The sequence below is a fragment of the Nocardioides sp. Soil777 genome (assembly GCF_001428425.1).
GTDB classification, from domain to species: Bacteria; Actinomycetota; Actinomycetes; order Propionibacteriales; family Nocardioidaceae; genus Nocardioides; species Nocardioides terrigena.
On record NZ_LMSN01000017.1, the window covers coordinates 141,027 to 153,580 of the forward strand.

General features: G+C 72.8%; 11 protein-coding genes. 8 read left to right on the top strand and 3 right to left on the bottom strand.

Annotated elements, in window-relative coordinates:
• Positions 1–65 precede the first annotated feature (65 nt).
• The 3 genes from ASG88_RS15880 (at position 66) to ppdK (ending at position 5,067) form a co-directional block, all read left to right on the top strand.
• Positions 66–1,502 (top strand): lactate racemase domain-containing protein, encoded by a 1,437-nt coding sequence (locus ASG88_RS15880; protein ID WP_056888414.1) that lies wholly within the window; start codon positions 66–68, stop codon positions 1,500–1,502.
• Between the two features lie 46 nt (positions 1,503–1,548).
• Positions 1,549–2,292, top strand: coding sequence for an NUDIX hydrolase (locus ASG88_RS15885; RefSeq protein ID WP_056888415.1), 744 nt, complete (start codon positions 1,549–1,551; stop codon positions 2,290–2,292).
• Between the two features lie 93 nt (positions 2,293–2,385).
• Entirely contained in the window at positions 2,386–5,067 is a 2,682-nt protein-coding gene (gene ppdK / locus ASG88_RS15890) for a pyruvate, phosphate dikinase (protein WP_056888416.1), read from the top strand.
• Positions 5,068–5,077: 10 nt separating this feature from the next.
• Here ppdK and ASG88_RS15895 read toward each other — a convergent pair whose 3' ends face one another.
• Positions 5,078–5,980: an EamA family transporter gene (locus tag ASG88_RS15895; RefSeq protein WP_157559775.1), complete on the bottom strand. Its 903-nt coding sequence runs from the start codon at positions 5,978–5,980 to the stop codon at positions 5,078–5,080.
• Positions 5,981–6,053: 73 nt separating this feature from the next.
• On the opposite strand from ASG88_RS15895, the gene ASG88_RS15900 reads away from it, so the two are divergent.
• Positions 6,054–6,938 (top strand): LysR family transcriptional regulator, encoded by an 885-nt coding sequence (locus ASG88_RS15900; RefSeq protein WP_056888418.1) that lies wholly within the window; start codon positions 6,054–6,056, stop codon positions 6,936–6,938.
• 112 nt (positions 6,939–7,050) lie between these two features.
• On the opposite strand, the gene ASG88_RS15905 is transcribed toward ASG88_RS15900, so the two are convergent.
• A complete protein-coding gene (locus ASG88_RS15905; protein WP_162259858.1) occupies positions 7,051–8,406 on the bottom strand; it encodes an HNH endonuclease signature motif containing protein in 1,356 nt (451 codons plus the stop codon).
• A gap of 379 nt (positions 8,407–8,785) precedes the next feature.
• Here ASG88_RS15905 and ASG88_RS15910 point away from each other — a divergent pair, with 379 nt between their 5' ends.
• The 4 genes from ASG88_RS15910 to ASG88_RS15925 all read left to right on the top strand — a co-directional run bounded on the left by ASG88_RS15910 (position 8,786) and on the right by ASG88_RS15925 (position 11,536).
• Entirely contained in the window at positions 8,786–9,223 is a 438-nt protein-coding gene (locus ASG88_RS15910) for a sigma factor-like helix-turn-helix DNA-binding protein (protein ID WP_157559776.1), read from the top strand.
• A complete protein-coding gene (locus ASG88_RS15915) occupies positions 9,220–9,933 on the top strand; it encodes a hypothetical protein (protein ID WP_056888421.1) in 714 nt (237 codons plus the stop codon). The genes ASG88_RS15910 and ASG88_RS15915 overlap by 4 nt, the downstream gene beginning before the upstream one ends.
• Positions 9,934–9,995: 62 nt before the next feature.
• The gene (locus tag ASG88_RS15920; RefSeq protein ID WP_056888422.1) at positions 9,996–10,697 is read left to right on the top strand and encodes a hypothetical protein; all 702 of its coding nucleotides are present in this window, start codon (positions 9,996–9,998) and stop codon (positions 10,695–10,697) included.
• On the top strand, positions 10,697–11,536 hold the full coding sequence (locus ASG88_RS15925; RefSeq protein ID WP_056888423.1) for an alpha/beta hydrolase: 840 nt from the start codon (positions 10,697–10,699) through the stop codon (positions 11,534–11,536). The genes ASG88_RS15920 and ASG88_RS15925 overlap by 1 nt, the downstream gene beginning before the upstream one ends.
• 22 nt (positions 11,537–11,558) lie before the next feature.
• Here the strand turns inward: ASG88_RS15925 and ASG88_RS15930 are convergent, their stop codons facing one another.
• Positions 11,559–12,497: a co-chaperone YbbN gene (locus ASG88_RS15930; RefSeq protein WP_056888424.1), complete on the bottom strand. Its 939-nt coding sequence runs from the start codon at positions 12,495–12,497 to the stop codon at positions 11,559–11,561.
• Positions 12,498–12,554 lie beyond the last annotated feature (57 nt).

Here is a 12,554-nt window from a genome sequence, read left to right on the forward strand (position 1 = left end):
GCACATTAGCATGCACATTGGATGTAATGTGTAACAGGCAAATCCCCCGACGTGAAGGGCATCACATGCAGGTCGAGCTGGAGTACGGCGACGGACACGTCACCGTCGAGGTCCCCGACGACTCCGTGGTGGTCTCCGCGGACCGCACCGACCACGAGCCGGAGCCGCTCGACGACCCCGTGGGCGCCACGCGCGCCGCGCTGGACGCGCCCCTGGGCTGCGGGCCGATCGGTGACCTCGTCGGGCCCGGACAGACGGTCACCATCGCCTTTCCAGACCGCGTCAAGGGCGGCCAGCACGAGACCGCCCACCGGCGTGTCGTGCTCCCCCAGCTGCTCGACGACCTCGAACGGGCCGGCGTCGCGGCCGAGGACATCCGCCTCGTCTGCGCGATCGGCCTGCACCGCAAGAACCGCTGGGAGGAGTTCGAGGCCTACCTCGGCCGCGACGCGCTCGCCCGACTCCCCCGCGCCAACGTGGTCAACCACGACGCCGAGGACCCCGCCGGCATGGTCGACCTCGGTCTCTCCGAGCTCGGCGACCCGGTGCAGGTCAACCGCGCCGTCGTCGACAGCGACCTCACCATCCTCATCGGGCACACGGCCGGCAACCCGTACGGCGGCTTCAGCGGCGGCTACAAGATGCCCGCCACCGGCCTGACCAGCTGGCGCTCCATCGCCTCCCACCACGCGCCCCGCAGCCTCTACCGCGAGGACTTCGTGCCGGTGTCCACCCGCAGCCGCTTCCGCGACCAGCTGCGCGCGATCGGGCAGCGGATGGAGCAGGAGATGCCGCAGCCCTTCTTCAGCGTGGACGCGGTCCTCGACTCCCGGTCGCGCCAGCTCGGCGTCTACGCCGGGCGCATCCCCGACGTGGAGCAGGCCTCGTGGCCGCTGGCCACGGCCCGCACCGACCTGCGCATCGACGCGCCCTGGGAGGGACGGGCCGACGTGCTGGTCGTCGGCATCCCGCGCAACTTCCACTACGGGCCGGGCATGGGCTCCAACCCCATCCTGATGACCCAGGCCGTCGGCTCCAGCCTGATCCGCGCCAAGCGGGCGCTGGTCGACAAGCCGGTGGTGATCGCGGCGGCGGTGTGCGACGGGTGGTTCAACAGCACCGAGTTCCCGCCCTACGAGGCGGCCTTCGAGCGGCTCCAGGCCTGCCAGCACCCGGCCGACATGGTGCAGCACCAGGAGGAGCTCGCCACCGACCCCGAGTGGGTCTACCGCTACCGGCACCACTACGGCTACCACCCGTTCCACGCGTTCTCGATGATCTACGTCGGCGGCATCGCCCGCGAGCACTCCTCGCAGTTCTTCCTCGCCGGGGCCAGGCGGCCAGACCTGGCCCGGGCGATGGGTGCCCGCACCACGGCCACCGTCGAGGAGGCGCTGCGTGAGACGGCGGCCGCACTCGGCCGCCCGCCGCGCGTCGTCGTCGTACCCGCCCTGTCGCAGCCGGCGTTCCACCTGACGGCCGGGGGCCCGGGGACCGCGTGAGCAGGCGTCCCGGGGTGGGCGCTCACCGGCTGGCTAGGGTGGCCGGGTGAGCCAGCCCATCACCGTGACGACGGTCGCCGAGGGGGTCGCCCGCCTCGCCTGGACGGCCGACCACACGATCGACGAGGTACGCCGCGAGGTCGCGGAGGCGCTCGTCCACCACCCCCGCGTGGAGACGCTCGTCGACCCCGACGACCAGGGTGCGCAGCGGACGGCGACCTGGTCCGGCATGCACCGCGAGGGAGTGATGCGCGGCGTGACCGTCGACGACGGACCGGCCGACCGGATCGTCTACGCGCGCCTGGCCACGGACGCGCCGGTCAACGAGCCCGGCGGCTTCCGCGCGCTGCTCAACTCGTTCCTGCCGCGCAAGCGGGCGATCAGCCAGATGCTGGTGCGCGACCCGGACGATCGTGTCCTGCTCTGCCGGCTCACCTACAAGCAGGACTGGGACCTCCCCGGCGGCGTCGTCGAGGTCGGCGAGTCCCCCCGGGTCGCGGTGGTCCGCGAGGTCGAGGAGGAGCTCGGGCTGGCCCTCGACGCCGGCGAGCTGCTGCTCACCGACTGGCTCCCGCCCTGGGGCGGCTGGGACGATGCCGTCTGCCTGGTCTTCGACGGCGGGGTGCACGACGCCGCGGTGCTCGACGACGTGGTCAAGCAGGAGCGGGAGATCCGCGACGTACGCTTCTGCACCCTCGAGGAGGTCCGCGAGCTCGCCGCCGACTTCACCGCCCGCCGCGTGGAGGCGGCGCTGCGCGGCGAGGTGGACTACACCGAGTCGGGCCGCTGACGGCCCGCGGATCGACCGCCCGGACGCCAGTTCCCCGCTTTTGCCCGACTCGTGCCGCGTCGGCACTGCCCAATTCGCCGTCGGAGGAGCAAGATGCCTGAGGTGAACACTTGGGTCTACGACTTCGCCGACGGTGACCGCGACCAGAAGGACCTGCTCGGGGGCAAGGGTGCCAACCTCGCCGAGATGAGCAACCTCGGTCTCCCCGTCCCACCGGGCTTCACCATCACCACGGAGGCCTGCCGGGCCTACCTCGAGCACGGTGCCGAGCCGGACGGCCTCGCCGACGAGGTGACCACCCACCTCGCCTCGCTCGAGAAGGCGATGGGACGTCGGCTGGGTGACCCCGACGACCCGCTGCTGGTCTCCGTGCGGTCGGGCGCCAAGTTCTCCATGCCCGGGATGATGGAGACCGTCCTCAACATCGGTCTCAACGACGCCTCCGTGGCCGGGCTCGCCCGGCAGAGCGAGGACGAGCGGTTCGCCATGGACTCCTACCGCCGGCTGCTGCAGATGTTCGGCGGGACGGTGCTGGACATCCACGGCGAGCACTTCTCCGGCGCCCTCGACGCGGCCAAGGACGCCAAGGGCGTCACCGACGACCTCGACCTGGATGTCGAGGACCTGCGCACCCTGGTGGAGGAGTTCAAGGGCATCATCCGCGAGCACGCCGGGATCGAGTTCCCCCAGGACCCGCGCGAGCAGATGGACCGCGCCGTCCGTGCGGTCTTCGACTCGTGGAACACCCCCCGCGCCGTCCTCTACCGCCGCCAGGAGCAGATCCCCGAGGACCTCGGCACGGCCGTCAACATCCAGGCCATGGTCTTCGGCAACCGCGGCATGACGTCGGGCTCGGGTGTCTGCTTCACCCGCGACCCGGCCTCCGGCGACCAGGGGGTGTACGGCGACTACCTCCAGAACGCCCAGGGCGAGGACGTCGTGGCCGGCATCCGCAACACCGTGTCGCTGGCCGACATGGCGACCATCGACAAGGCGTCGCACGACGAGCTGCTGGGCATCATGTCGACACTCGAGCACCACTACCGCGACATGTGCGACATCGAGTTCACCGTCGAGCTGGGCAAGCTCTGGATGCTCCAGACCCGGGTCGGCAAGCGCACCCCCGAGGCGGCGTTCCGGATCGCGGTGCACATGGTCGACGAGGGCCTCATCGACATGGACGAGGCGCTGCGTCGCGTCACCGGCGAGCAGCTGGCCAACCTGATGTTCCCGCGCTTCGATGCGTCCGCCAGCAAGGACCTGCTGGGCGTGGGGATGAACGCCTCCCCCGGTGCCGCGGTCGGCAAGGCGGTCTTCGACTGGGCGACCGCGGTCGAGTGGGCCGAGCAGGGTGAGGACGTCATCCTCGTCCGCAAGGAGACGACCCCCGAGGACCTGCACGGGATGATGGTGGCGCGCGGCGTCCTCACCAGCCGGGGCGGCAAGACGTCGCACGCCGCCGTGGTGGCCCGCGGCATGGGCCGCACCTGCGTCTGCGGTGCCGAGTCGCTCGACGTCGACACCCGCGAGGGCGAGTTCACCGTGCGCGGCGGCAAGACCGTCCGTGAGGGCGACGTGATCTCGATCGACGGCTCCACCGGTGAGGTCTTCGACGGTGCCGTGCCGGTCGTGGACTCCTCCGTGGTGCGCCACTTCGAGGGCGAGGACACCGACCAGCCCGTCGTCGAGGCGGTGGCGCGGCTGATGGAGCACGCCGACGCCAAGCGACGGCTGGGCGTGCGCACCAACGCCGACACGGCCGACGACGCCCTGCGGGCGCGCCGGTTCGGCGCCCAGGGCATCGGGCTGTGCCGCACCGAGCACATGTTCCTCGGCGAGCGCCGCCAGCTCGTGGAGAACCTCATCGTGGCCGAGGACGAGGCCGAGCAGGACGCGGCCCTGGCCGAGCTGCTGGTGCTCCAGCGCCAGGACTTCCTCAGGATCTTCGAGGCGATGGACGGCCTGCCCGTGACCATCCGGCTGATCGACCCGCCGCTGCACGAGTTCCTGCCCGACATCACCGAGCTGAGCGTCGCCATGGCGGTCGCCGACGTGCGCGGCCAGCGCAAGAAGCGGCAGCGCAAGCTGCTCGCGGCGGTGCAGCGGCTGCACGAGTCCAACCCGATGCTCGGGCTGCGCGGCGTACGCCTCGGCATCGTGATCCCCGGCCTCTTCACCATGCAGGCCCGCGCGATCCTCGAGGCCGCGGCCCAGCACATCCGCGAGGGAGGGCACGCCGAGCCGGAGATCATGATCCCGCTGGTGGCCAGCGTGCGAGAGCTCGACCTGGTCAAGGGCCGGATCGTCCAGCTCGCGCACGAGGTGGAGGCGGAGCTCGGCGTCGAGGTCCCGCACAAGATCGGGACGATGATCGAGCTGCCGCGGGCGGCCATGACCGCGGGCGCCATCGCCGGGTCGGCCGACTTCTTCTCCTTCGGCACCAACGACCTGACGCAGATGACGTGGGGATTCTCCCGCGACGACGTGGAGGCCTCCTTCTTCAGCACGTACCTCGCGCAGGGCGTGTTCCCGGTGTCGCCGTTCGAGTCCCTCGACGTGGAGGGCGTGGGAGCGCTCGTACGCCGCGCCGCCACCGACGGGCGGGCGGCCAACGCGGACCTGCACCTCGGGGTCTGCGGCGAGCACGGCGGCGACCCCGCGTCGATCCACTTCTTCGACGAGGTCGGTCTGGACTACGTGTCCTGCTCACCGTTCCGGGTGCCGGTCGCCCGGCTCGAGGCGGGCCGGGCTGCGCTGGAGACCGAGGGCTCGTAGGGCTCGCCGCTCAGGGCGCCGCGGTCAGCACGGGCGGCTCGTCGCGGACGGGTCGCTCCGCACGACGGGGGCGCAGGGCGACGAGCGCGCCGACGAGCAGGAGCACGCCGCCGCCGGTCTCGGCGGCGTTGGGGGCCTGGCCGAGCAGCACCCAGGCCGACACCATGGCGACGACCGGGGCGAGCAGGACCCACGGGACCACCGCGCCGGACGGCCAGCGCGCGAGCAGCCCGGTGAAGATCCCGTAGCCCACCAGGGACGCCAGCGCGGCGGTGTACAGCGTCGACACCCCGGCCTGCCAGGAGAAGTCGGCGAGCGCCGCCCCGACCACCTCCGGCCCGTCCACCAGCAGCGAGAGCCCCAGCAGCGGCACCGGGACGACCAGGGCGGACCACACCGTGAGTGACAGCCCGCCGGACACGCCCGCGGCCCGCGCGATCACGTTGCCGCAGGCCCAGGACAGTGCAGCCAGCAGGCACAGCACGAGCGCGACGAGCGGGACGTCGCCACCCCTCCCGGCACCGACGACGACGAGGCCGAGGGTGCCGAGCGCCACCCCCGCGACCTGCGAGGTCGTGGGCACCTCGCGGAGCACGCCGGCCGCGATGACGATGGTGAGGACGACCTGCGCCTGCAGCACGAGGGCAGCCAGACCGGGCGGCATGCCGGCAGCCATCGACACGTAGAGGAAGCCGAACTGTCCCAGCGACATGAAGGCGCCCACCCCGAGGATGACCCGCCGCGGCGCGTCGGGGCGGCGGACGAGGAAGACGGCCGGCAGGAGCACCGCCGTGAACCGCACCGCCGCGAAGAGCAGCGGCGGCACGCCCTCCATCCCCCAGTCGATGACGACGAAGTTGAAGCCCCAGATCGTGGCGACCAGGGCTGCGAGGAACGAGTCGCGGAGGTTCACGTGACCCAGTCTGGACGCCATGACGATGAAGCACCAGCAAATGAATATGCGCACGACCTTGTAGCATCACTGCATGATCGATCTCGCCGCGCTCCTCTCGCTCCGGGCGGTCGACACCCACGGCTCCGTGGTCGCCGCCGCCGACGCCCTCGGCTACACGCCCAGCGCCGTGTCGCAGCAGGTGAAGCGCCTCGAGCGGCAGGCCGGCGTACCCCTGCTGGAGCGGGTCGGTCGGGGCGTGATGCTCACCGGTCCCGGACGGCACCTGGTCGAGGCCGGAGGCCGCCTGCTCACGGACCTCGAGGGGCTCGAGTCGTCGCTGCACCGCGACGCCGACCGGGTGGCCGGGCACCTGCGGGTGGCGGCGTTCTCCACGGCGATGCGCGGCCGCGTGGCACCGTCGGTGCGCGCCCTCCTCGATGCCCATCCCGATCTCGGGCTCACGCTGGCCGAGCACGAGCCCTGGGAGACGATCGACCTGGTGGCCTCAGGGCAGGTGGACCTGGGGGTCGTGCACAGCTGGGGCGACGTGCCGCTGGAGATCCCCGACCACGTGGTGGCCTCGGCGGTGGGTCGCGACGTCGCGGACGTCATCGTGCCGGCCGGCCACCGGCTCGCCGACCGCGCCCGCGTCTCGCCCCGCGACCTCGTCGACGAGGCCTGGATCGCCACCCCCGACGGCACGATCTGCCGGCAGTGGCTGCGCCGGATGTACGACGGCACCGGCCGGCTGCCTCGGATCGCCCACGTCGCCGCGGAGTTCGACAGCCACCTCGCGCTCGTCGCCGCCGGGCTCGGCATCGCGCTCGTCCCCCGGCTCGGACGCTCGCCGCTGGGCGCGGACGTCGTCGCCGTCGCCGCACACCGCCCCACGCCCACGCGCGAGCTGATGGTCCTGCACCGTGCGTCGATGAGCGACTCCCCCGCCGTGCGCGCCGTCGTCGCCGCGCTCTCCTGAGCCGTCCGTTCAGGCGTCGCTACACGACCGGGCCGACCGGGCCGACCGGGCTGTCGAGCGCGTGCCCGTGCTCGTGGGACGCCCGAAGACATCCGCCGATACCGCGCTCCTCCTACGTCCTCCTGTGGAAGCGGACACTGCCGTCGGGGAGCCGGGTGGTGTCGTAGTGAGGGTCGTGGATGACGCGGTGGTGGCGGTGGCACAACAGACGAGCGTCGCGAGTGTTCGTGTGACCGCCCTGGGACCAGGGGGTCTCGTGGTGGACGTGGCAGGCACTCGGCGGGAGGTCACACCCCTCGGCGGTGCACCCGCCGTCCTGGAGCGCGATCGCGATCCGTTGCGCGTGGTTGTGGTAGCGGGAGGTCCGCCCGAGGTCGAGGACCTGGGAGGCGCCGCCGAGGACGGCGGGGATGATGCCGGCCTCGCAGGCCAGGCGGCGGGCCTCTCCGGCACTGATGCGGGTGCCGGTGTCCAGCGACGCGGCGGCCAGACCTCCGAGGAGGGTCTCGAACGGCATCGTGACGACGATGGCGGCGTTCGTGCCGCCGCAAGTGGGCAGGGCCGCGGCAGGATAGGTCTCGATCCATTCCACCAGGGCCCAGCCGAGGCGCGTCCCGAGCGGCTGACGCTCGGTGTCCGACCCGCCGGACGGGTCCGCGCCAGCACCGGAGCCACCACCGGCGGTGGGCTGCTGCCGAACGGGGTTGGCCAGGGCCAGGAGCTGCTTGCGAAGTGCCTGGCCTGCAGCGACGGGCAGGGTGAAGCGACCGTGGACCGACCCTCGACCGTCGTCGCGGAGGGAGAGGTGGACCTTGCGGGCCGCAGCGGCCTCCTCGCGGGCCAGCGCGGCGGCCTCGGCGTGCTCACCGACCTCCGGAGCGATGAGGTCCAGCACCCGGCGACCGAGGACCTTGAGGGCGTGGGCGTCATGGTCGCCGGCGAGCAACAGCAGGTGGTCGCGGGCCTGCGCCTTCAGCTCAGCAGGGGCCGGGGCGCCAGTGGGCAGGTCCTGCGGACGGCTGGGAATTGCCTCGACGGCGGCCACGATCACAGCCGCCTGCTCGGCATGCAGGGTCCCGGCGGTCAGGGCGTCCCGCACGGGTCGGTGCAGGTCGTCGCTGAGCTGGCGGCCGAGACGGGCGGTCCGGCCGGCCTCGGGGCGAGTGAGCCGGGTGCGCTGCGCCCACCAGGCGCCGGTGTGCCGGGCCCCGGTGACATCGCCGAGAGCCCGACGATCGGCCTCCCCCACCGCCGTGGCGGTGAGGCCGGCGACGCGCGCGGCGAGGCGGGTGGCGTGGTCCAGCAGACGGGTCACGTCGTCATCACCGAGCGACTCGATCGCGACCCCGGCCAGGGCATCGAGGCCCGCGTCCACCGACGACAGCGCGTCGGTGAGCACCGGCAACGGCGGCACCGGAACGCCCGGGGCACACCAGTCGCCGTCCGACTCGTCACGAGCTGTCGACACCGCGCCACCCCATCGAGGAGATCCACCCCCGACACCCGCGTCGGGGAGAGAGTCCCGGGGCTTCACCCGGGTGCGCACTGGGGCCGGCCACAACCAATGGGGGTCGTGTTCGAGGAGCAGACCATCGCCCACCAGTCGTGCCGGACGCGGCACCCCTATCGTACAAGTGTTCGAAGTGTCGGGCAGTGCTGGATCCACAGGCCCGTCGTCTCTCGAGCCGGACGTCCGCGCTCTCCCGGTCGTCGCGCGGGCACCGTATGGGACCATCCTCGACCAACGGCTGGGACCCGTTGCGGAGAAGTTCCGCGTGACGTGCAACGCCGCGGGCTCCCGGGACGACAGAAGGGGTGTGACGACGACGGACAGGCACGGGCCCACCTTGGGATTCGACGAGGCGTACCAGGAGCACCGGCTGCCCCTCCTGCGGCTGGCGTACCTGATGTCCGGATCGCACGACGTCAGCGAGGACGTCGTCCAGTCGGTGTTCACCTCGGCGCACGAGCGCTGGGACCAGATCGAGAAACCACTGCCGTACCTCAAGCGGGCCGTGGTCAACGCCGTCAAGGACGGCCAGCGCCGCCGGCTCCGCCTCCTGTCGAGGCCGTCCGAGCGACCACCGGTCGTGCTTCCGCCCGAGGTCGACGAGACCTGGGCCCACATCGGGCGGTTGTCGTGGGTCCAGCGCGCCGTCGTCGTCCTCCACTACTACGAGGACCTGCCCCTGACCGAGGTCGCAGCCGTCCTCGACCGTCCCCCGGCGACGGTGCGCTCCGACCACCGCCGCGCCCTCGACAAGCTCCGGAAGGCCCTCGCATGAACGCCACCCACGACGACCAGGACCTCGAGCAGCGCCTCCGCAGCAGCCTGCGCACGGTGGCCGACGCTCTCACCGAGGACGCCCTCGCGACCCCACCCACGCGAGCCCCTGCACGGCCGTCACGCCGCGGTCGACGCGTCGCCCTCGGTGTGGCCGCGCTCGCGGTCCCCGTGGCCCTGGCGGCGGGGGCATTCGTGCAACAGGGGCCCGAGTACGTCGACACGATCGCCCCCGAGCGGATCGTGATGACCGGTTCCGTGGACGGCAGCAGCTACCTGCTCGTCGAGTCGGACCGGACCGATGCGTGCGGGCGACCGGTGACCGGAGTGGAGCTGGTCGAGGAGCGGGAGAACCTGCTCGGCAGCGAGTGGAACACGTCGGGCTACGAGTACGGCGAGCACGTCGAGCGCGACTGCGGAGGTGCCGTCATCGACACGTCGCGCTACCTCGAGGACCCGGCGCTGTTCACCGACTCCGGAGTAGAGGTCGGGGACTCGTTCGTGTGGGTCTATGCCGTCCACCCCGACGTGGACACGGTGCGGATCACGGCCGGCGACGACACCACGAACCTGCGTGTCTACGACGTCGACGGAGCCGGATACGCCCCCTTCGAGATCCCCGCGGGCCTCGAGGAGTACACCTCGGAGCTGCTGATCGACGGACAGGTCGTGACCGGGTCCCGGGAGGAGCAGACCGTGCCGCGCCGTTGAGGGAGCGCGGTCGCGTGACGGCACGCGCCTACCATCGGTCCCACCGACGGGGAGGGGCGACGATGCGACGTGCCACGACCGCGCTGCTGGGCGCGGTGACCGTCCCGCTGCTCCTGGGGGCGTGCGGGACGGGGAGCGACGACACGAGCGACGCCGGGACGGCGAGCGCTTCCACCACGCAGCAGCCCGCCACCCAGAACCCCACCGCCGACAGCCCGACGAGCGACCCCACGACGGAGCCCACGACACCGAGCCCCACGACGGAGGCCCCCACACCGACGCCGACGACGAGTCCCACGGAGGACGAGACCGACGGAGATCCGGCGTTCCCCACGGACACGTCGACGCAGTTCGCGGAGAGCTCCGGCGAGTGGGACCTGGTGCTCACCGACGTGCGCGTGGGCGGGCACGAGGGCTTCGACCGGATCGTCCTGGAGTTCACGGGCACGGGCGTCCCCGGCTGGTCGGTGGGCTGGGTCGACAGGGCGCGGCTCGACGGGAGCGGCGAGGCGGTCGACCTCGACGGCGACGCGACCCTGGACGTCTACGCCTCCGGCACCACCTGGCCGGCCGACGGCTACTACGACGGACCCCAGCGACTCGAGCACGACGGCGGCGAGGTCGACGACGTGTACGTCGGCGGGACGTTCGAGGGCTACACGCAGGTGCTCGCCGGGATCGACGGCCCTCCCTCCCCCGTCCGGGTGTTCGCGCTCCCCGACCCTCCCCGCCTCGTGGTGGACGTCTCCGACAGCACCGACTGATGGTCCACGAGCCGGAGCAGACACCGGAGCCCGTACGACGCCGCCTCGGCCGCCGCGGCCTCCTCGCGGCCGGAGGCGTGGTCGGGCTCGGGGCACTGGGCTGGCAGCTCGCTCCCCCGTCCCTGACCGAGCGCGTCGAGCTCAGGCTCGGCATCGAGCCGGAGGTGTTCGTGCCCGACGCCCCCGAGGGCATGGTCCGGGTCGAGCGGGTGACGTCGCAGGCGATGGGAGACCTCGACCTCTTCACCGCGGTGCCGGCCGGTCACGGCGAGGGCGCGGGCCTGCCGGTCGTCGTGGTGCTCCACGGCTCCAGCGCCTCGGCGGCGCAGCTGCAGGGCTTCGGCCTCGGCCGCTTCGTCACCGCCGCCGTCGAGGCCGGGACACCGCCCTTCGTGCTGGTCGGCACCGACGACGGGCCCGCGGGCTGGATCCCGAGCGGGGACGCCGACCCCCAGCGGATGCTGCGTGACGAGCTCCCGCGCTGGCTCGGGCAGCGGGGCTACGCCGCCGACCGGCGAGCACTGTGGGGCTGGTCGCGGGGAGCGTACGGCGCCCTGCGGTTCGTCGCGGAGGAGCCCGACTGGGCGGCAGCGCTGGCCCTCTTCAGCCCGGCCCTCGGCCCCGACGACCCCGCACTCCGCGACCTCGACGCGCTGGCCGACATCCCCTGGGGCCTGTGGTGCGGGGAGTGGGACCCGTTCCGCGATGGGGCGGTCGCCCTCGCCGAAGCCGCCCCGGCCGCCCCCGACCCGTGGGTCGGCGGCGACGGCGGTCACACCCGGGCCTACTGGAACGCCCACACCCTGGAGATGCTGGACCGGCTGGTCCGGGAGCTGTAGCCGGCCGGCGAGGAGGCGAGCCTCAGAAGAGCGCGGAGGCCAGGTTGCGACGCCCGGCGAGCACCCGCTCGTCGTCGTTGCCCACGGCCGCGAAGAGGCCGAGCAGGTGGTCGCGGGCCCTGGTCCGGTCGGCGTCCGAGGTCCGGGCGACGAGCGCGACGAGCCGGTTGAACGCGTCCTCGACATGACCACCGAGCAGGTCGAGGTCGGCGACCAGGGTCTGGGCGTCGACGTCGTCGGGCGCGTCGGCCGCGGCGGCCCGGGCCGCGTGCAGGTCGGCGCCCTGGGTGCGCTGCAGGACCTTGGCCATCGCCAGGCCGGCGGCCGCCTCGGTGTCGGCCGGGTTGGCGTCGACGAGCTTCTGGTACTCCGCGACGGCCAGGTCGATGTCGCCCTCGCCCAGCGCGTCCTGCGCCGCGGCGTACCGCGGGTCGACCTGCGGCTCGTCGTCCTCGCCGGCGGCGGGCGCGGCCGAGCGGGGCTGGTGCCGGCCCGAGATGCCCTGGGCGGTGAGCTGCTGGCCCAGCTGCGCGAACAACGTGGTGAGCTCCTCGCGCGACAGCGCACCGGGGATCGGCTGGGTCACCGGACGGCCGTCGAGCACGACGAGCATGAGCGGGACCTGCGGGATCTGCATCGCCTGGGCGATCTCGGGGGCAGCGTCGATGTCGACGAGGCCCGCGAGCAGCCGACCCTCCTGGCCCTCGACGACCGCGGCCACGTCGGCGGCGTACGCGTCGCTGCCCGGCGCCTGCGTGGCGCTGTGGAAGACCAGCACGACGGGCGCCGTCATGGACTCCTGCAGCATCTGCTGGAAGTTGTCCTGCGTGACGCTGACGGAGTACGACGAGCCGCCCGCGGCGCCCGTGGCCGGTGCCGCACCCGCGGGGGGTGAGGAGGCCGACCGCTGGAGGCCGGAGAGGTCGATGGCACCGGGACGGGAGAAGGGCTGCTGCGTCATGGGCCCATTCTCCCCACACAACCTCGGGGTTGGTCGAACGGGCACCCCACGAGCCGC

Excerpts from the sequence above, each read along its gene's own strand:
- ASG88_RS15880 (WP_056888414.1), top strand. The coding sequence starts at position 66 with ATGCAGGTCGAGCTGGAGTACGGCGACGGACACGTCACCGTCGAGGTC.
- ppdK (WP_056888416.1), top strand. The coding sequence starts at position 2,386 with ATGCCTGAGGTGAACACTTGGGTCTACGACTTCGCCGACGGTGACCGC.
- ASG88_RS15900 (WP_056888418.1), top strand. The coding sequence starts at position 6,054 with ATGATCGATCTCGCCGCGCTCCTCTCGCTCCGGGCGGTCGACACCCAC.
- ASG88_RS15915 (WP_056888421.1), top strand. The coding sequence starts at position 9,220 with ATGAACGCCACCCACGACGACCAGGACCTCGAGCAGCGCCTCCGCAGC.
- ASG88_RS15920 (WP_056888422.1), top strand. The coding sequence starts at position 9,996 with ATGCGACGTGCCACGACCGCGCTGCTGGGCGCGGTGACCGTCCCGCTG.
- ASG88_RS15925 (WP_056888423.1), top strand. The coding sequence starts at position 10,697 with ATGGTCCACGAGCCGGAGCAGACACCGGAGCCCGTACGACGCCGCCTC.
- ASG88_RS15930 (WP_056888424.1), bottom strand. The coding sequence starts at position 12,497 with ATGACGCAGCAGCCCTTCTCCCGTCCCGGTGCCATCGACCTCTCCGGC.